18 protein-coding genes are annotated in these 17,944 nt (G+C 62.2%); 13 read left to right on the plus strand and 5 right to left on the minus strand.

All coding sequences use genetic code 11. The features are described 5' to 3' along the window. The first annotated feature begins 46 nt into the window (after window positions 1-46). The 4 genes from trbF to HAP47_RS07185 are packed head-to-tail and all read left to right on the plus strand — an operon-like array spanning window position 47 to window position 3,222. The gene (gene trbF / locus HAP47_RS07170) at window positions 47-730 is read left to right on the plus strand and encodes a conjugal transfer protein TrbF (RefSeq protein ID WP_176396230.1); all 684 of its coding nucleotides are present in this window, start codon (window positions 47-49) and stop codon (window positions 728-730) included. Further along, entirely contained in the window at window positions 727-1,761 is a 1,035-nt protein-coding gene (trbG, locus tag HAP47_RS07175) for a P-type conjugative transfer protein TrbG (RefSeq protein ID WP_173638853.1), read from the plus strand. Before trbF ends, trbG begins: the two co-directional genes overlap by 4 nt. After that, window positions 1,758-2,972, plus strand: coding sequence for a TrbI/VirB10 family protein (locus tag HAP47_RS07180; RefSeq protein WP_173638852.1), 1,215 nt, complete (start codon window positions 1,758-1,760; stop codon window positions 2,970-2,972). Before trbG ends, HAP47_RS07180 begins: the two co-directional genes overlap by 4 nt. A gap of 4 nt (window positions 2,973-2,976) precedes the next feature. Further along, window positions 2,977-3,222 (plus strand): DUF2274 domain-containing protein, encoded by a 246-nt coding sequence (locus HAP47_RS07185; RefSeq protein ID WP_173638851.1) that lies wholly within the window; start codon window positions 2,977-2,979, stop codon window positions 3,220-3,222. On the opposite strand, the gene HAP47_RS07190 is transcribed toward HAP47_RS07185, so the two are convergent. The 3 genes from HAP47_RS07190 to HAP47_RS07200 form a co-directional block, all read right to left on the minus strand. Then, the gene (locus HAP47_RS07190) at window positions 3,189-4,154 is read right to left on the minus strand and encodes a LysR family transcriptional regulator (RefSeq protein ID WP_173638850.1); all 966 of its coding nucleotides are present in this window, start codon (window positions 4,152-4,154) and stop codon (window positions 3,189-3,191) included. The genes HAP47_RS07185 and HAP47_RS07190 overlap by 34 nt on opposite strands. 84 nt (window positions 4,155-4,238) lie before the next feature. Further along, complete coding sequence (locus HAP47_RS07195; RefSeq protein WP_173638849.1) at window positions 4,239-4,868, minus strand: acyl-homoserine-lactone synthase; 630 nt, start codon at window positions 4,866-4,868, stop codon at window positions 4,239-4,241. Between the two features lie 80 nt (window positions 4,869-4,948). After that, complete coding sequence (locus HAP47_RS07200; protein WP_173640612.1) at window positions 4,949-5,677, minus strand: LuxR family transcriptional regulator; 729 nt, start codon at window positions 5,675-5,677, stop codon at window positions 4,949-4,951. 427 nt (window positions 5,678-6,104) lie between these two features. Between HAP47_RS07200 and HAP47_RS07205 the strand changes: the two genes are divergently transcribed. From HAP47_RS07205 to HAP47_RS07230, 6 genes are all read left to right on the plus strand, one after another. Next, window positions 6,105-7,568 carry an N-acyl-D-amino-acid deacylase family protein gene (locus tag HAP47_RS07205; protein WP_173638848.1) on the plus strand — a complete coding sequence of 488 codons (1,464 nt, stop codon included), beginning with the start codon at window positions 6,105-6,107 and terminating at the stop codon, window positions 7,566-7,568. A 41-nt stretch (window positions 7,569-7,609) separates the two neighbouring features. After that, window positions 7,610-8,839, plus strand: coding sequence for a M24 family metallopeptidase (locus HAP47_RS07210; protein WP_173638847.1), 1,230 nt, complete (start codon window positions 7,610-7,612; stop codon window positions 8,837-8,839). Next, window positions 8,839-10,002, plus strand: coding sequence for a DSD1 family PLP-dependent enzyme (locus HAP47_RS07215; protein ID WP_173638846.1), 1,164 nt, complete (start codon window positions 8,839-8,841; stop codon window positions 10,000-10,002). Before HAP47_RS07210 ends, HAP47_RS07215 begins: the two co-directional genes overlap by 1 nt. 112 nt (window positions 10,003-10,114) lie before the next feature. Further along, window positions 10,115-10,417 carry a helix-turn-helix domain-containing protein gene (locus tag HAP47_RS07220; protein WP_173638845.1) on the plus strand — a complete coding sequence of 101 codons (303 nt, stop codon included), beginning with the start codon at window positions 10,115-10,117 and terminating at the stop codon, window positions 10,415-10,417. A gap of 217 nt (window positions 10,418-10,634) precedes the next feature. Next, window positions 10,635-11,627 (plus strand): SphA family protein, encoded by a 993-nt coding sequence (locus HAP47_RS07225; RefSeq protein WP_173638844.1) that lies wholly within the window; start codon window positions 10,635-10,637, stop codon window positions 11,625-11,627. Between the two features lie 77 nt (window positions 11,628-11,704). Beyond that, window positions 11,705-12,148, plus strand: coding sequence for a cupin domain-containing protein (locus HAP47_RS07230; RefSeq protein ID WP_173638843.1), 444 nt, complete (start codon window positions 11,705-11,707; stop codon window positions 12,146-12,148). Between the two features lie 414 nt (window positions 12,149-12,562). On the opposite strand, the gene HAP47_RS07235 is transcribed toward HAP47_RS07230, so the two are convergent. Beyond that, the gene (locus tag HAP47_RS07235) at window positions 12,563-14,059 is read right to left on the minus strand and encodes a carboxylesterase/lipase family protein (RefSeq protein WP_173638842.1); all 1,497 of its coding nucleotides are present in this window, start codon (window positions 14,057-14,059) and stop codon (window positions 12,563-12,565) included. Further along, the gene (locus HAP47_RS07240) at window positions 14,059-14,649 is read right to left on the minus strand and encodes a MarR family winged helix-turn-helix transcriptional regulator (RefSeq protein ID WP_173638841.1); all 591 of its coding nucleotides are present in this window, start codon (window positions 14,647-14,649) and stop codon (window positions 14,059-14,061) included. The genes HAP47_RS07235 and HAP47_RS07240 overlap by 1 nt, the downstream gene beginning before the upstream one ends. Before the next feature lie 133 nt (window positions 14,650-14,782). Between HAP47_RS07240 and HAP47_RS07245 the strand changes: the two genes are divergently transcribed. The 3 genes from HAP47_RS07245 (at window position 14,783) to HAP47_RS07255 (ending at window position 17,850) form a co-directional block, all read left to right on the plus strand. Continuing rightward, window positions 14,783-15,109 carry a hypothetical protein gene (locus HAP47_RS07245; RefSeq protein WP_173638840.1) on the plus strand — a complete coding sequence of 109 codons (327 nt, stop codon included), beginning with the start codon at window positions 14,783-14,785 and terminating at the stop codon, window positions 15,107-15,109. A gap of 69 nt (window positions 15,110-15,178) precedes the next feature. After that, window positions 15,179-16,612 (plus strand): amidase, encoded by a 1,434-nt coding sequence (locus tag HAP47_RS07250; protein ID WP_173638839.1) that lies wholly within the window; start codon window positions 15,179-15,181, stop codon window positions 16,610-16,612. A gap of 170 nt (window positions 16,613-16,782) precedes the next feature. Beyond that, window positions 16,783-17,850 (plus strand): helix-turn-helix transcriptional regulator, encoded by a 1,068-nt coding sequence (locus HAP47_RS07255; protein WP_173638838.1) that lies wholly within the window; start codon window positions 16,783-16,785, stop codon window positions 17,848-17,850. Window positions 17,851-17,944 lie beyond the last annotated feature (94 nt).

The following is a 17,944-nucleotide window of genomic DNA, read 5'->3' on the forward strand; positions in this document are numbered from 1 at the left end:
ACCGCACGACTTGAAACCAATCACTTAATCTCAGGGGGAAATATCGATGTTCAAACGACCATCAGTTCACTACGGGCGCATGCCCGAGCCGATTACACCATATCAGAAAGCAGCGCAGGTTTGGGACGAGCGCATTGGATCGGCGCGCGTGCAAGCCAAGAACTGGCGCCGGATGGCGTTCGGCTGCCTCATGCTGTCAGCCGGTCTCGCAGGTAGCCTTGCCTGGCAATCGAGCCAGGGATCCATCACGCCCTGGGTGGTCGAAGTCGATCATCTCGGCCAGGCCCAACGGGTTGCGCCGGCCAACATCGACTATCAACCGACTGATGCGCAGATCGCCTACCATCTGGCGCGCTTTATCGAGGATGTCAGAGGTCTGCCGGCCGACGGCATCGTTCTGCGCCAAAACTGGCTCCGGGCCTATGATTTTACGACCGATCGCGGCGCCGCTGCGCTCAATGATTACGCGCGCAACAATGACCCCTTTGCCAAGCTGGGTAGGGCGCAAATCTCCGTCGACGTCTCGAGCGTCATTCGCGCGTCGTCGGAAAGCTTTCGGGTCGCATGGACTCAACGCAGTTACGACAACGGCTCGCTGAGTTCGACCGAACGTTGGACTGCAATCCTCACGATTGTGATCGAGACGCCGCGCGATGCCGAACGCCTGCGTAAGAATCCCCTAGGCGTCTATGTCCGCGCCATCAACTGGTCAAAGGAGTTGAGTCAGTGACCAAGACGCTGTCTGACGTTCATTCGAAGCATCGCGTCACCCAAGGCAGGCGCAATCCGGCCCAACCCAAGTTCGTCTGCTCGAAGGGCGCACTTCTGCACGCTCTGCTGCTTAGCTCGTCGATGCTTGGTGGATGCGCGGCCTACATTCCGCCGGAGATCAGTTATGACGCTGAAGTCCCTCCGTTGCCGGCGCCGCCAGTGGCTCTCGACAACAGGTCGCGACCGCTTCACGTTCCACCCCTCTGGAAGCCGGCTCTCGGCGGCAAATCGGGAGGAAAGGAAGAGCCTGAACCGGTGAACCGCGTTGAGACAGCAAACAGCGCAGCCCGTGTTGAGCCGCGCAAGCGAGGGTATTTTAACGCAGCGCAAATCTACGCTTACAGTCCCGGGGCGCTCTATCAGATTTACGCGGCACCGGGGCAGATCACGGATATTGCGCTCGAGGAGGGAGAGCAGTTGACGGGATCAGGGCCCATCGCAGCCGGAGATACCGTCCGCTGGGTCGTGGGCGATACCGAGAGTGGGAGCGGCGACATGCGTCGTGTCCATATCCTGGTCAAGCCGACCCGCGCATCGATCGAGACCAATCTTGTCGTCAATACCGACCGGCGCACCTACCTGATCGAGCTCCGCTCCCGCGAGCGGCCATACATGCCATCCGTTGCCTGGTACTATCCGGAAACAACGCGAGAACGATCCCGTTCAATCGCTCTGAAACCCCTTCTTCCGGATCCGGCGCAGCGTATCTCCCGCTACGCCATCGAAGGGGACAGTCCACCCTGGCGACCGCTCGCCGTATATGACGATGGCCGCAAGGTCTATGTCGAATTCCCGCAAGGCATCGTGCAAGGTGAGATGCCTCCACTCTTCGTCATCGGCCCAGACGGCAAGACCGAACTCGTCAACTATCGCGCCTACGGCAATGTGTTGATCGTCGATCGGCTGTTTGCAGCCGCCGAACTCCGGCTCGGCGGGGAGCACCAGCAGAAGGTCAGGATTGTCAGAACCGACGGGAGGCCGTCGTCATGAATAGCGGGAATGGAAACGATCACGAGCAATCTGTCCCGCCCGCGACACAAGAGGACAGGTCGGGGAGCTTCCGCCTGAGAGCAGAGCATCTGCGTGTGACACGATTGTCCCGGAAAGTCTTGGCCGGAGGGAGCGCCGTTGCATTGCTCGTCATCGGTGGAACTGTGTTGTGGTCGCTGCAGAACAATCGTCCCCGAAACCGGGCGGCCGATGAGCTTTACAGTACCGATCATCATAATGTTGCCGATGGCATTACGGCGCTGCCGAAGGACTATGCTGGCGTTCCGCGCCAGCCAATCCCGCAGCTTGGTCCGCCGCTCCCTGGGGACCTCGGTCGACCGATCCTTGCCGCTCAAGGCCAGTCGCCGACGATCGGCAGTGATCCGGAACAGCAACGCCGAGATCAAGAGACCGAGGCAGCCCGCATGAGCCGTTTGTTCGCTGCGACCGATGGACGAGAAGTGCGTCCGCCCACCGCTGCGGCGGTTGGAAGCGACCGCGTCGTGCCACCGAACGCAACGAGCACCGGCGACGATGGATCTGCGCAGAACGGCCAGGACCGCAAGCTTGCCTTCGTGAACGCCGCTGTGGACCGTCGCACGGTCAGTCCTGACCGCGTCACCGGGCTCGCTTCGCCGTATATCGTGCAGGCTGGGACGATCATTCCGGGCGCCCTGATTACGGGGATCAGATCAGACCTCCCAGGCCAGATCACGGCGCAGGTAACGGAGAACGTGTATGATACACCGACCGGCCGCCTTCTGCTTGTGCCTCAGGGAGCGCGCCTGATCGGCATCTATGATAGCCAGGTCACTTTTGGTCAGTCCCGCGTCCTGCTCGTCTGGACGCGGCTGATCATGCCCAATGGACGTTCTATCGTTCTCGAGCGGCAGCCTGGCGCTGACACCGCCGGGTATGCCGGCCTCGAAGACCAGGTCGACAATCACTGGGGTGAGCTATTCAGGGCTGCGGCACTTTCGACGTTTCTGGCTGTCGGGACCGAACTGGGAGCCGGCTCGGACACCAACAGCAGCGACAGCGCCATCATCCAAGCATTGCGGCACGGCGCCTCGGACTCACTGAACCAGACCGGACAGCAAGTGGTTCGGCGCAGTCTCAACATCCAGCCCACGCTGACCGTGCGACCTGGTTTCCCGGTTCGCGTTGTCGTCAATCGCGACCTCATACTTGCGCCGTATGGAGGAGGATAGGGGGATGTCCAAGCTCAGAATAGGAGCACTGCCTGACGACAAGCCGGTCAAGGTCACCACTGAGCTCCCAGCATCAGTGCATCGGGATCTCGTCGCCTATGCAGAGGCCTTGGCCCGCGAAAGTGGGCAGCGTGTCGATCCGGCGAAGCTGATCGCTCCGATGTTGGCGCGCTTTATGGCCACGGACCGCGGATTTGCAAAGGCGAGACGAACCAATCATTCCCCAAGAACCGGCGGAGGCGAGGGATAGCGTTCTGCTAACAGGGTAAGGAAGCGCTTCAGAGCGGGATTTTCATTGTCGTTGCGCCAATGCGCATAGCAGTCCAACCGGCTTGGTCCCGTTCCGTCCTGCAGCTCTCGGTACACCAAGCCGGCGAAGCTCGCTCCAGTATCCGATTCCAGCACCAGCCCGACACCTAGTCCCATGCTGACCAGGCTTCTAAGGGTGCCCCGACTGACGTCGTGTCGTTCGATCCTGGGTCTGTCTTCCGGAAGCGTGAGCTTCGATATCAGAAGATTCTCCAGTTCGTGGCTGTGGTCGTGTTGGCTCAGGAGAACAGTTTGGTCGCGAAGGTCCGTCCAGTAGACGACCTCCCGCGCAGCCAAGGCATGATCCTCAGGCAGTGAAATCAGAACGCGCTCGCTCCACAGCGGGAGCGCCCTGTTACCAGGAGATAGCCGGCCGCCAAGGCTGATAGCGGCGTCGATTGTTCCGTTGCCAAGGGCAGCCATCAAGCGAAGCGGCGATCGTTCGACCGTTGCCGGTCCAATCTGTGGAAAGCGCTTCTTGAAATCCACCAGAGTGGCGCGCAGATGTCCCGCGGACAGCGAGGTGCAAAAGCCGATCGAAATGCTGCCGACCTCTCCCCGGCCATCACGACGTCCTGTTTCCACCAACGCATCGACATGCTCCATGATCAGTCGTGCAATTTGCAATACGACTCGACCGGCTCGGGTCGGCGTTACGCCTCCCCTTGACCGCTCAAATATAGCGGTTCCAATCGAGCCTTCGAGCTGGCTGACTGCGCGGCTTAGTGCTGAATGTTTCACCGAAAGGATGCCTGCGGCGCGTCGAAAGCTCCCGCAGTCGCCGACGACCAACGCAAATCGCAGCTGCCGCAAGCCTATGACGGGGATTCGCATCATGCGGGGTTGATCGTCGGCGCTTGGAATGTCTGTCATTGGCAGCCCGCCAACAGACCGATCAGCGCGGCTCGTGGCAGGAGGCATGTGGATTGCACGCACGGGTTAGGTCGTGTGCATGCCTTACGCGGCAAGCAGGACCGGCTCCCACAGAACCGGACCACAAAGTCCGCCAGCTTCTCGGAGCCTTGCAAGGATCTCGGCCGAAGTCGCGAGGTAGCCTGCGACGGCTACGGTACTCCCAATCTTGGAGGGAGCGCCCACACGACGCAGGGGCCAGCCGGCGCGTCGCAAGATCCTTTCCATGCGGGCATCCGTGACAGTAACAATATCAGTCAGTTGACGCGAAAGTCCAAACTCGACCATGCCTGCAAATAGCTCATAAGTCGCGCGTGCCACACCATGCTCCCCTTTTGGCGCGTCAGGTGCGACGTCAATTGCAAACCGGCTACTTTCCCATATCTGGGAGCTTGATGGTGCCGGCTGACCTTCAAGAAGCGCGGGAAATGTCTCGCGAAGCATCGTCGGCCCGTGGGTAGGCAAGAGTCGAACGCAGCCCTGCACCTGACCGTTGCTGGATACCTGGGTCAAATATGCCGGATGTAGTGCGTCGAATTCGTCGGTCTCCATATCGCCGCTGATCTGAACGTCCCAGTCCATACGGACTTTGAACACGCGATGCCGCAGCTGGTACATTGCGATCAATGTGTGAGAAAAGTCACCGTACCACGGCTCTGTGATGAGTTGAATCATGACATCCTCCACGGTTGTCATGAATGCTTGAAGCAAAGTCGCACCTAAGACATCACCCCTCGTTGTGGGAGGGGCCTGTCCTATTTTTGCTGTTCTCGTTTGGCAGCCGCGACGCGCAGCACAGCCTGGATAATGGTCCGCACACCCAATTTTTCTCTCGCGTTGTTCAGGTAAGAGGCGGCGGTATGATGCGAAATTCCCAGAATACGTCCGATCTCCCAGGCGCTCTTACCGTGGGCAGCCCACTCTAAGCATTCGAGCTCGCGTGGGGACAAGGATATTCCGTCGACTCTGAGGTCATTTGCGAGTTTACGCCGAATGTGCGAGTGGAAAAACATTGCCATAAGCTGAAGAACTCGAGCGTTTGACTTGATACAGCTTTCGAAGGGCGCATCTCGTTGGTCCGCCGCAAAGGTCACGGCGGCAACTGGGCCGTGTCCGTCATGGATCGGTACAGTGAAACCTAGCCTGATGCCAAACTGAGCGGCTTCGTCGAAGAGCTGCCGTTGCGCCCGTGAACTGTACCTTTGTGGGCAGCCATTTCCCCAACGAAACGGCTCGGTGTCCTGGAGCGCTTGTACGATAACCGGGTCAATTTGCTCATAGCGGCTCCGGATATAGTGCGAAGTCCAACGTTCAGGGTACGTTGATATGAGGCGTGGCTTGCCGCCGGACCGCTGGGGTAGTGCCAAGTATGCAAAGCAAGACAAGTCAAGGGCAGAAGCCGTGACTGCCATCGCCTCTGAAAAATCTGCTTGAACTTTGGCGTCCGAAAGCTGGTCAATGAAGTGTTGAAAGATACGATACATAGGTAAGTTGATTCCATCCCCACAGCGTGTACTCGCACTTTTCAGGTTGATACCTTCGCTGCTGCTGGCGAAGGATTGCGCAGTCGTCTTCGTCTCCACCCGTCTGCTTGGCGGTTACGATCGCGACTCGTGAATCGCAGTTGAACGGATATTGTCGCGGCTCTCCAGCCAGCCAGCGGACTGATCATCTTTGGAGGCTGATTGGCAGGGGCTGATGGATAGTCAGCCCATGCTGCGCTGGCGCATGAATCTGATATCGATTGCAATTGCAAGTGGATTTACTGGGGCGAAAAAGTGCGGTCCGCCGCACTTTCCCTTTATTTGGTCGATAAAATCTGTCGATGCTGCCTAGGTCAACAGATATAACTTGCAAATGCAAGTTAAATTGGCTAGCCTCTTCATCAATTGATCGATGGAGTGAGGCGCGATGGCGACAAGCGAAACGACGTGCGATCTGGTCTTTCGCGAGGCGACGGTGATCGATGGCAGCGGTGCGCCGCGATTTGTCGCGGACGTCGCGGTGAAGAGCGATCGCATCGTCGCCATCGGCGATCTCGCCGGCGTAGCGGCGCGCGAGGTGGTTGAGGCGCGAGGCCGGGTGCTGGCGCCGGGCTTCATCGACACCCACAGTCATGATGATAATGCCGTGCTGGCGACGCCCGGCATGGAGATCAAGGTCTCCCAGGGGGTGACCAGTGTCGTGAACGGCAATTGCGGCGTCAGCCTCGCGCCGCTCGTCGTGGACAGTCTGCCGCCGCCGCCGGTCTCGACCCTCGGGGAAGCGAAGGACTTTGCTTTTCCAACCATGGCGGCCTATCTCGATCGCCTCATGGCGTGGCCACCCGCGGTCAATACCGCGAGCCTGGTCGGACATTCGACGCTGCGGGTCGGTGCGATGAGAGACCTCAATCGCGAGGCAAATGCTGACGAACTCGCCGTGATGCGCGAGCGCCTGCGCGAGGCGATGGCGGCGGGCGCGATCGGGTTCTCAAGTGGTGTGTTCTATCCGCCAAGCCAGGCCGCCACGATCGCGGAGACGACGGAGCTCGCGCGCGTCGCCGCTGAGGCCGGCGGCATCTACACGTCCCATGTCCGAGACGAGACCGATGGCGTCGTAACCTCGCTCCAGGAAGCCATCACGGTCGGTAGCGTCGCCGGCGCACCGGTGGTGATCTCCCATCACAAGGTTGCCGGCATGAAGAATTTCGGCCGTTCGCGCGAGACGCTGGCGCTGCTCGACAAGGCCAACGAAACCCACGAGGTCGGGTTCGACGCTTATCCGTACACCGCGGCGTCGAGTTGGCTGACGCCCGACTATCTGAGCCTGTGTAGTCGCGTTACGGTGACGTGGTCAAAGCCATTTCCGGAAATGAAGGGGCGTGACATCGCCGCGATCGCGCGGGAATGGGGCTGCGATGACAAGGAGGCGGCGAGCCGGCTGCAACCGGGCGGCGCGGTGTACTTCCTGATGGACGAGGCGGACGTGCGCCGTGTTGTCTCCCATCACCGCGCGATGATCGGCTCCGACGGCCTGCCTAATGACATGCATCCGCATCCGCGGCTGTGGGGTACCTTCCCGCGCGTGCTCGGCCACTACGTCCGCGACGAGAAGCTGTTCGATCTCGAGGAGGCGGTGCGGCGCATGACTGGCTTGCCCGCGGCAACGTTCGGCTTCGCCGACCGCGGCGCGGTGAAGTGCGGTGCCTTTGCCGATCTCGTGTTGTTCGATCCGGACACCGTGATCGACGCGGCGACCTTCGAGCAGCCGGTGCAGACGGCGCACGGAATCGAGCTCGTGCTGGTCAACGGGGTGCCGGTGTGGCGCGACGGCGCCTCGACCGGCGCGCGCCCCGGCCGTGTGTTGCGGCGTCAATCGATGCGCGCGGCCTAGAGTGCAGCGCGTCGCCGGATCGATATCAGAGGAGGACCACTTTGGGTCGCGAATTCACCAAGATCGACATGAGCTTCGATCGGATTCCCTACGACTGGGAAAGCCGCAAGGCTTGGCTCGATATTCCGTTTCCCAGCGAGGAATATGATGCACGGGTCGCCCGGGTTCGGCAGGCGATGGGGCAGGCAGGTCTCGATGTAATCCTGATCCACGGCGGACCTGGCTGGCTCAATGGCGATGTGCGCTGGATCTCGAACTTCCCGTCGCAAATCGGCAATACCGTCGTCGTGTTGCCAAGCGACGGGCCGCTGACGCTGACGACGGATTCGATCCTGCACTCGGCGCCGATGCATTCCTTCGTGCACCACACCTGGATCCGCGATGTTCGCCCCGGCCACCTGCCGGGGACGGTCAAGGACCCGCTCGGTATTGGCCGTCATGTCTGCGACGTCCTCGCTGAGCGCAAACTCACCGCCGCGCGCATCGGTCTCGTCGGCGAACGGTTCTTCCCCGGCGTGATCCTTCATGAGATTCGCGAGCGTTGTCCCGCCGCCACGTTTTCCTCGGCCCAGCTGCCATACTGGTCGGCAAAGCAGATCAAATCGCCGCGCGAAATCGCCCTCATCGAGCGGGCGGGACGAGCGACCGCCGCCGGTCTCGAAGCGGCGATGGATCTTGTCCGGCCCGGGGTGACCGAGCTCGAATTGTCGGCCGCGGCGCACCGCGCCATGGCCGGACTCGCCGACTGGGTGGGACACTGCATGGTCGCCACCGGGCCGCGCTCGGGGTTGAAGCACCTCTTTCCGACTGCGCGCAAGCTCGAGGACGGCGACATGGTGTTCCTCGACATGGGCGTCCATCTGCAGGGCTACTTCACCGACACTGCGCGTACGATGTGCGCGGGTGTAGTTGGTGCGCGGCAGCGCAAGGTGCTGCAATGCGGCCTCGACATGTTCGAAGCGGTGGTCGCCGCGGCCAAGCCGGGCGCCGTCATCGCCGAATTGCAGAATATCGCCCAGGGTATCGCCGAGGACGCCGGCCTTGGCGAACATTACTGGCCGAGTGGCTTCGGCCATGGCATCGGCACCAACATCGCCGAGCTGCCGAGCCTGCACTGGAGGAGCGATGCTGTATTGCAAGCGGGGCACGTGTTCGCGCTTGAGCCGATGATCGTGATCCACGACTTCGGCTGCGGCGTGGTCGAAGACCAGATCTTGATCACCGAGACTGGCGCCTGCTCACTCACGCCTGCGAAGAAGAAGGTGTGGTGATGACAAATTTCAGTTCGCCGCAGGAACCGCGGCAAAGTATCAATGCCGATCTGATCGGCGTGCCGGGCGGCGCGTTGCAGCTCGTGACTCCGGCGCTTGTCATCGATCTCGCTGCGATGCGCGAGAATCTCCATCGCATGACGCGGCAATGCCGGGATGCCGGCATGGCGCTGCGTCCGCACGGCAAGACCCACAAGTGCAGCGTCATTGCCCGCGAGCAGATCGCCGCCGGCGCGGTCGGCATCTGCGCGACCACGGGGCGAGAGGCGATTGCCTATTCGCGAGCCGGCTTGCCTGGCCTCCTGGTCACGACGCCGATCGTCCAACGTGCCCATATAGAAACGTTGGCGACGCTGCATCGCAGGGGGGCTGACATCACGCTGATATTCGACACTGCCGAAAACATCGTTGAATGGGAAGCCGCGCTTACGGGTGCCGAGCGCCTGCTGCCGGCGTTCGTCGACCTCGATCTCGGCATGGGGCGCACCGGCGCGGCGTCGATCAGCGCCGCTGTCGAGCTCGCACGGCGGCTGCACGGCTCGTCGGCGCTGACCTATGCGGGGCTGCAAGCCTATTCGGGCCGCGTGCAGCACATCCTCAGTTACACTGAACGCCGTGCCGTCTATCTCAAGCAGATCGAGCGGCTACGGCAAACGCTAGCGGCGCTGGAGGCCGCGGCGCTCCGCCCGCCGGTCGTCAGCGGTGGCGGCACCGGCACCTTCGCCATCGACGTCGAGCACGGGCTCTATACCGAGAGCCAGGCCGGCTCCTATGCGCTGATGGACGTCGACTATGATGTGGTCGAGCTGTTTCCCGACCGCGCCAACCCGTACCGCTTTGCATTGTACCTGCGCACCTCAGTGGTCAGCGCCAACCAGCCGCATCACGTCAGCATCAATGCGGGCTTCAAGAGTTTGTCGACCGACGGGCCCTTGCCCCGCGTGCGGTCTGGGCAGTGGCCCGGAGCGGCGTACGATTTCTTTGGCGACGAGTTCGGCCTGATCGCTCTCGCAGAGGGAGCCCCGCGGCCGACCGTGGGAGATTTGGTGGACATCGAGGTGTCGCACTGCGATCCGACCATCAACCTGCACGACTATTTCCATGTGCTCGATGGTGACACAGTCGTCGACATCTGGCCGGTTGACGCGCGGGGTGTGCTCTAGGCGCGAGAGGCTGGCGCCGCCCGGTCAGCACGGCGGATGCCCCCGCCGCGACCGTGGCGGCGCTGCTAGGGGGCAGCAAAAGACAACGCGCGTCCGGCAGAGAGGTCGCAGCATGATCGTCATCACGCGTCAGATTCGCGCGGCACGCGCGCTGTTGGGTTGGGAGCAGTACGAGCTCGCCGTCCAGTCCGGCGTCGCCATCTCGACAGTGCGTCGGCTTGAGGGCTCGAAGTGCGCGGTGAACGTGCAGTCCGACACGGTCGAGAAGATACGACTGGCATGCGAGCGCGCTGGCATTGACTTCATCGGCTATCCCAATCCCGGTGTGCAGTTCAAAACCGGCGACCGAGCCCTGCCCGCCGACCTGCAGCAGGTGGTGATCTCCAGCTTCGCAATGCAGGCACGCGTGCTCTAGCGGCGCGCACAACGGGCGCGCGATGGATGCGAGATACAATGCGTGAGATCCCTGTCGCCGCACTGAAACACTCGACCATCATTATCGATCCCCGAGATGTTTTATAATTGAAATAATGTCGTCGACCGCCTTTCATCGTCTTGCGTGTTCAGCAATGGGCGGTCGCTGACCGTGTCCATCGCACGATGGCAGCGCAGAAACAAACGAGGAGGGGGCTATGAGAACAGGGAAGATCGGAATCGCCGTCGCGGGAATCATGGCCGCGACCCCGGTGAGTGCCTACGAATTCGGCTACTCAGGATACGCTTCGCTACCAGGCGTCACGGTGGGCGGGGCAACTGCCGGCGCGCCGCCGCCGGGTGTCTACATGTTCAATCAGGTCGGCGTGACGGTAGGCAGCATCGTTGGTCCGGGCGCGCCGAACATCAACGGTAGCGCGACGCCAGTCCACGTCTCGGGCGCAGCCACCGGGCTGTTGTGGGTGCCGGGCTGGACGTTTCTTGGCGCGACCTATGATGCGGTCGTCGTACAGCCCTGGTTCGCGGTCGATGTCGGCAACCCCGTCGACGCGCACCCGGTCGGCTTTCACAATACCTATTTCGTACCGGCCGAACTGAGCTGGAAGCTCGGCGACAGCGGCTTCTTCGTCAAGACGGGCTTCGGCTTCTACGCCCCGAATGGCAACATCTCAGGCGCCAACGGTCTTGGCGGCATCGGCAATCCGTGGTGGACGTTTCAGCCAGAGTTCATCGTGTCCTACCTGAAGGATGGGTGGAACTTCACCGCCAACGTGTCGCGTGAGTTCAACACCAAGAATTCAATCACGGACTATCGCACCGGCGACATCATGCACGCCGAGTTCACTGCCACCAAGACGATCGAGCGTTGGACCGTTGGTGGTGTCGCCTTCTACGTCGGACAGGTGACCAACGACACGTCCAGCGCGTTCTACAAGGGCGCCATCAACTCGAACAAATATGACGTCTGGGCCGTTGGCGGCTTGGTTGGCTACGACTTCGGCCCTGCGAACTTCACGGTGTGGGCGCTCGACCGGGTGTCCGCTGTGACGTCAGGCGGAACAGCTGGTCCTCCGGGAGTGGATACCGCTGCGATCTCGAAAGGCTACACAGTGTATGCACAACTCAGCTTCCGCCTGTGGGCGCCTGAAGAGAGTGCAGTTCCGACGCACCTGCCGCTCATCCGCAAATAGACCTCGTCGCCTGGCGCAATGCCGCGAACTATCGCGGCTGCGCCGGTATCATCCCTTCATCGCCTTAGCACATCAACATGATCTCCGAGGCGACCAGCATAACGCCTGGCAATTCCGGCCTCGGCGCCATTTCCTGGAACATCCTCGGGCAGACATATGTCCCTAAGCAGTTCACGGACCGCTGCTTTGCGTGGCATGCGACGCTGCCGCCCGGAACCTTCGTGCCGCCGCACATTCATCCAACCCAGGACGAGTATCTCTATTTGCTCCAGGGCCCGCTCGACGTCCTGCTCGATGGTATCGAGGTAGGAACGGCAACCGGAGATCTCGTTCGTCTACTGATGGGACTTCCCCATGGCATCTTCAGCAAGTCTCCTGGCGTCGCCAAGGTCGTGGTCTGGGTGTCTCCGTCGCGCCGGCTGTTCGACCTGTTCAGAGGGCTCGACAATCTCACCGATCCCGACGCAATCGTCGCGCTCTCAGCACAGCATGAGGTCGATTTTCTTCCGCCCGTGGCGTGACGGCGAGGAGTCCTGAGGCAGGCATGTCACGAGAACAGGAGCCATCGTCAATGAAGACGTTTCTCGCGACCGACTGGGGGGGGCCTGGCGCTGCCGATGCCGGCTTCGTGCCTCAATTTCCTCGACCGGCAGATCTTTCGATCCTCATTCGGGCATGAGTGCCGAATTGCATCTGTCGGACGGTGCAGCACTTCGCTACGCTCGAGCAGCGGGCGATGGCTGCCGCTTTCATGCTGCTGGTGACCAATTTGTTCGAGCTCGGTCTCTCGGCTCGGACGCGCTGCGCCATGCGATCATCATCGCCGCCGCTGGGGAGGCCTCCTCTCTAGTGCCGCCCTCTTTAGGGCGGGTGCTGCTTGGCCGCAGCGAGGCGCATATCGCGGCGCTGCCACGCTCCTGAGCCGCGAAAGTGAATCACGTCGTGGCTGCGCGTCGCCGTCGCAACAGGTCAAACACCATCGACCTCGGGTAGGGGCCAACGTTGGGCCTATCGCCGAAGTGCATCACTGACATATCGTCGTCGGCGAACGCCGGCCAGTGCGGGGCGCCGCCGACGTTGGGGTCGCCGTTGCGGGCAAAGCTGATCCAGTAATCCTGCATGGCCCGTGACACGGCCGCGTCGACCGCGTCATAACCATCATCGTCCGGCGGCAGGCCGAACACGTAGGGGATCTCGTAGGTGTGATTGGCACGGCGGTGCGCAGCGCGGTTCTTGGGCGCCACCCGGCCGAAATGATAGACGTAGCACCGTCGCCCCAGCGCGCTCAACTGCGCAGCCATCTGATAAGCGCGCTCGACGAAGAAGAAGTCGGCAATCAAGTTGCGCATGCCTTCGCGCGCCCCTGTGCGGGACAGTGGTGAGTTTTCGCGAAACAGCTTGCGGGCGCTGAGGCCGAGGATCCCGAGCGACATGCCGAAATAGTTCAAACGCGCTGTGCCGAAAGCGTTCGCGAAGAAAATACCTTCGTTGGCATTCGTGCCCAGCAGCACCGGTACATCGGCGATGCCAGCCGAGATGTCGCTGGTATCGCTGCGCGGCAGCAGCGCGGTCGGCGTCGGCCACCAGCGCAGGCCGCGGTCGGTCTCGCGGAACTTGAATGCCATGGTGTCGATCAGCTTGCCAGCGGGTATATCCCGCATCTCGGCCAACGACCGCGCTCCAAGCGCCTTCTGATATGCAAGGCCGACGCGCAGCTTCGCTTCCAACGTCGGCTCGGCGGTCTCGCCGAGCGCCGACGACCCGAAACCGCCGCTCTGCAAGATGGCGCGGTGGAACAGCCCGCGTGCGGCCGGCATCTCCATCAGACAACGTACCGCTGCGGCGCCCGCGGACTCGCCAAAGATCGTGACGTTATTTGGATCGCCACCGAACAACGCGATATTGGTCTTGACCCACTGCAGCGCGCAGAGCTGGTCGAGCAGACCGTAGTTGTTGGTGGTCCGCGTCGGGTCGGTCGCCGCAAGTTCCGGATGGGCGAGAAAGCCGAACGGTCCAAGCCGATAGTTGAGCGTAACCAGTACGACACCGCGCTCGGCAAAATGCGCGCCGTCATACCCGCTTTCGCTTCCCGAGCCGGTGAAGAAGCCGCCGCCGTGGATCCAGACCATGACCGGCGCCGTAGCTTGCGGGGGCGCTGGCGCCCAGACGTTGAGATAGAGACAGTCCTCGCTGGTTGTGGTCGCACGCTCCGGTGAAATGGTGAGCTCCGGCGGCAGTGCCGGCTGCGGGCTCGCGGGGCCGAAGGCGTCAGCATTGCGCACGCCGTTCCACGCACCGATCGGTTCTGGTGCAAGCCACCGCCGCGCGCCGGTCGGTGCATGGGCGTAGGGAATTCCGAGGAACGATCGCACGACGCCGTGCTGTAGCCCGCGGAACTCGCCGGCCGGAGTTGTGACAACGCTTGCATCCATTATTCGATCGCCAGGGCCGTCGCGACTTCATCGCCCACCTCGCTGAGATCGGTTGCGCGCGCAAGGCCACGGTGGATTGTTCCGAGACCGAGGCACATCAACTGCGCCGCACCTTCGGGCAGATCCTGGCAAGCGATTCGGTTGATTCGGTCGGCGATCGGCCAGAGCTTGTCGAATAGTTCTTTGCCCTTGTTGGTCAGATTCAGGCGCAAGATGCGCATGTCCTGGTCGTCGGCCGTGCGTTCGATCCAGCCCGCGCGGATCATCTGCTCCATGGAGCGTGAAAGCGTGGTCGGATCGATGGTGGCGTATTCGGCGACCTCGGTCATGGTGATCCCCGGCCGCACATGCACCGCGAGCACGACGCGCCATTCTGGCACCCGCACGCCGAGGGCCCGGAATTCGCGGGCCAGCAGCCGGTCGCGCCGACCCATGATCTGAGTAACCCAGAAGAAGATGTGGCTGTGTGCGACCGGCGCCGGCGGCGATTGCGGCGGACTGTCGTCGAGCTCATCGAGTGGCGGCAGCGCTTTGATTGCGCTGGCAGCATCAACGGCGCGCACGCCGCGAACTGGTTTTTCCTTTGGCATCCCGTCGTCCGGTCTTGTTCGATTTCAAAGTCGCAACATACCGAATATACTTGTAAATGCAATTAAATGATGCTGAGAATGCCGAACTTTTCGAACCTTTGTCAATGCAAACGCAACTGTCTGGTGAGCTGATTTGAGGACCAAGCTGCTGCGTTGGACCGGGGCTCCGATCCGTGAGCAGGTCGCTCATAAGGTGACGCTCAACCGCATCTCGGTCCTGAAAACGGGGCGCGATTCAGGTCCAGATCGATATGGCACGATAGAGATCGAGCAGAACCGGGTTCTCATTGAGATACCCGCTCCAGAAAATGGTGCCGATCTCCGGCGTCCCGTCGAGGAGTGCGGGGCGGATGAAAAGCACGGCATCGCAGGCGGCGCGCTGTGCAGCGCAGCCGCCAAGCGTACCGCTGATGCGATCGACGGCTTGCGTTGGCAGTCGCAATCCGGGTGGAACATCTGACCGATAGCGCGCCGCTACCAGACCTGTTCCCTTAGTTCGGATTTGGACGCACAAAATTTGGAGACCGGGATGAAACTCGACGAATACGCACGTTATGACGGATTGGGCCTTGCCGCGTTGGTACGGAGCGGCGAGGTGAGCGCTGGCGAGGTGGTCGAGACCGCCCAGAAGGCCATCGACGCCGTCAATCCCACCCTGAATGCCGTGATCGGCAGGATAGAGCCGCGCGCGCAGGCCGGAGACCGCAACGCTCCGTTCTTCGGCGTTCCCTTCCTGATCAAGGATCTCGCGCTGCACGCCGAAGGCGTGGCTTGCGACATGGGCAGCCGGCTGGTCGCGGGCAGCTTCGTCTCGCCCCATGACACCGACCTGATGCAGCGCTTCAAGGCCGCGGGCGTCGTGACGCTCGGTCGCACCAACACGCCGGAATTCGGGTTCTGCAGCACCACCGAGCCGGTGCTTCATGGTCCCACGCGCAATCCCTGGGATACGGGCCGATCGCCGGGCGGCTCGAGCGGCGGTTCAGCCGCAGCCGTCGCCGCGGGCATCGTGCCGATCGCGCATGCCAACGACGGCGGTGGGTCAATCCGCATTCCGGCCGCCTGTTGCGGGCTGGTGGGGCTGAAGCCGACGCGCGGACGCACGCCGCCGGGCCCCGAGGTTGGTCAGGCGTTGCACGGGCTTGGGGCCGAGCATGTGGTCTCACGCACTGTCCGCGACTGCGCGTCCATGCTGGATGCGGTGCAGGGGCCGGGCGTCGGTGATCCATTCGTGATCGCGCCGCCCCTGCGGCGCTACGCGGAGGAGGTCGGCGCGCCGGTGGGGCGGCTGCGTGTGGCGGTCTCGCTGTCGGGCATGATGGACGCCACGATCGACGACGATATCTGCGGCGAGGTGATGCGGGTCGTTCGCCACCTCGAATCCCTGGGCCACTACGTCACCGAGACCTCTCCAGCCTTCGACGAGACCACGTTCCACACCGCGAACATGACCTATTGGTGCGGGTTTCTTGCGGCCGGCGTGCTCGGGATCGCCCAGTCGAACGGTCGCAAGCCGTCGCGCGAGACGCTCGAGGCCACGACGCTCGCGTGCTACGAATACGGCGCGTCGTTGAAGCTGACCGATGTCGAGCTGGCCGACATGCTCGCCAACACCGTCTGCCGTGCCGTCGCACCGTTCTTCAATGACTACGATGTGCTCTTGACGCCGACGGCCACCGGTGCCGCACTGCCGCTCGGCTTCACCAATGCCGACGATCCGAAGCTCGGCGCAAAGGGGTGGTACGAGCACCTGTTCCGGTATGCTCCATTCACGGCGCTCTACAACATGACTGGCCAGCCGGCGATCAGCCTGCCGCTCGCCATCGATGCAAAGGGCCTCCCGGTCGGCATGCAATTCGTTGCGCGTTTCGGTGCCGAAGACATCCTTCTGCGCCTCGCCGCACAGCTCGAGCAATCGTTGCCGTGGGCCGGCCGCCGCCCGGGCGTTCACGTTGCAGCGTAGGCAGGTTCCCGGCGGCGCGCACGTTCCGAAGTGCACCTCCCGAAATCTCCTTGCGAAGGAAAATCCTGTTGTCGAGAACCGTGTTTCACATTGAAAACGTGATCTGGAGCGCACTACTCTTCGACCAGTTTTGGTAGAAGAATATCCTGCAGCGAGGTCGGAGGCAGTGCATGTCGAACGTCGCGTCAACGTCCGTGCCTGTAAAGTCTCGCCGACGGGCGCGGGTGCGCAACGGCGCGGCCGACATGATTTCGTCACGCTCGCGCGACGGCAGCCTGGCCCGCCGCGCGAGCGCCTTCCTGCTCGATCTCTATGCGATGTCACGCACGCATTCGTTCGACCGTTTCCAACAGGCGACACTGTCGCGGCTGCGCGTCGAGTTGCCGTTCTGCTCGGCCTATTGGGGCATGTTGCGTGCACCGTCGGAAGGTCCCCTGACACTGCACAGCACCTTTGTTGATGAGTTGCCCGGCGAGTTTGTCCGTGAGTGGGAGACCGTCAAGCACAAGGACGAGCTGGCGGCACGTGTCATTGCGAGGCCAGGCGTAGCATCGAGCATCAGGACCGTGGACATGAATCACAATGAATTCATGGCCATGGGTGAGCGGTTTGGAATCGGCAGCGCCACTTCCATTGCTGTGGTCGCCCCCGTACCCAGGCTACTGACGTTTCTGTCGCTCTATCGACCGTTCGATGAGCTGCCATTCGATCACGACGATCGCTGCCTGCAAGAAATCATCATGCCCCATGTCGCCGCCGCGTGGCATGCGAACCGGATGCATCATTTCGAAGGTGTGCGTGCCGGCACGGATGGATCCCGCAAGGGCTTTGCCGTCGCCGACAGATACGGCGTGCTGCATGTCAGCGACGCCGCTTTCTCCGCCTTGATGCGCAGCGAATGGCCCAGTTGGAGCGGGCATGAACTGCCCGCTGCGCTGCGCTCGTCCATTGCAGGGGGCTGCGATTACGAAGGCGATCAGCTGACCGTCCTGTTACGCCGCCAAGGCGACCTAATCTTGCTCCAGGTTCGCCGGCGCAGTGCGCTCGACCGCCTCTCGCCGCGCGAGGCCGAAATCGTTGGCTGGTATCGCGAAGGTCTATCCTACAAGCAGATCGCCATGCGGCTCGGTTGCTCTCCGTACACGATCCGCCATCACCTCCGCGAGATCTACGGCAAGCTTGGCGTATGCAACAAGATTGCCCTCATCCGCCTCGCAGGTGACGCGCGCATGCAGTGACGACCACAAACAGCCTGCTCCGACAGGATTACTGTTCGGATCAAGGAATTTGCATCGCCGCATGATGCGGGCCGCCAGGGCGTCAGCCAATGCT

The organism is Bradyrhizobium sp. 41S5 (assembly GCF_011516665.3).
Lineage (GTDB): Bacteria > Pseudomonadota > Alphaproteobacteria > Rhizobiales > Xanthobacteraceae > Bradyrhizobium > Bradyrhizobium quebecense.

Coding starts and splice junctions, on each gene's coding strand:
- trbF (WP_176396230.1), top strand. CDS start 47: ATGTTCAAACGACCATCAGTTCACTACGGGCGCATGCCCGAGCCGATT.
- HAP47_RS07180 (WP_173638852.1), top strand. CDS start 1,758: ATGAATAGCGGGAATGGAAACGATCACGAGCAATCTGTCCCGCCCGCG.
- HAP47_RS07185 (WP_173638851.1), top strand. CDS start 2,977: ATGTCCAAGCTCAGAATAGGAGCACTGCCTGACGACAAGCCGGTCAAG.
- HAP47_RS07190 (WP_173638850.1), bottom strand. CDS start 4,154: ATGACAGACATTCCAAGCGCCGACGATCAACCCCGCATGATGCGAATC.
- HAP47_RS07195 (WP_173638849.1), bottom strand. CDS start 4,868: ATGATTCAACTCATCACAGAGCCGTGGTACGGTGACTTTTCTCACACA.
- HAP47_RS07200 (WP_173640612.1), bottom strand. CDS start 5,677: ATGTATCGTATCTTTCAACACTTCATTGACCAGCTTTCGGACGCCAAA.
- HAP47_RS07205 (WP_173638848.1), top strand. CDS start 6,105: ATGGCGACAAGCGAAACGACGTGCGATCTGGTCTTTCGCGAGGCGACG.
- HAP47_RS07215 (WP_173638846.1), top strand. CDS start 8,839: ATGACAAATTTCAGTTCGCCGCAGGAACCGCGGCAAAGTATCAATGCC.
- HAP47_RS07220 (WP_173638845.1), top strand. CDS start 10,115: ATGATCGTCATCACGCGTCAGATTCGCGCGGCACGCGCGCTGTTGGGT.
- HAP47_RS07225 (WP_173638844.1), top strand. CDS start 10,635: ATGAGAACAGGGAAGATCGGAATCGCCGTCGCGGGAATCATGGCCGCG.
- HAP47_RS07230 (WP_173638843.1), top strand. CDS start 11,705: ATGATCTCCGAGGCGACCAGCATAACGCCTGGCAATTCCGGCCTCGGC.
- HAP47_RS07235 (WP_173638842.1), bottom strand. CDS start 14,059: ATGGATGCAAGCGTTGTCACAACTCCGGCCGGCGAGTTCCGCGGGCTA.
- HAP47_RS07240 (WP_173638841.1), bottom strand. CDS start 14,649: ATGCCAAAGGAAAAACCAGTTCGCGGCGTGCGCGCCGTTGATGCTGCC.
- HAP47_RS07250 (WP_173638839.1), top strand. CDS start 15,179: ATGAAACTCGACGAATACGCACGTTATGACGGATTGGGCCTTGCCGCG.
- HAP47_RS07255 (WP_173638838.1), top strand. CDS start 16,783: ATGTCGAACGTCGCGTCAACGTCCGTGCCTGTAAAGTCTCGCCGACGG.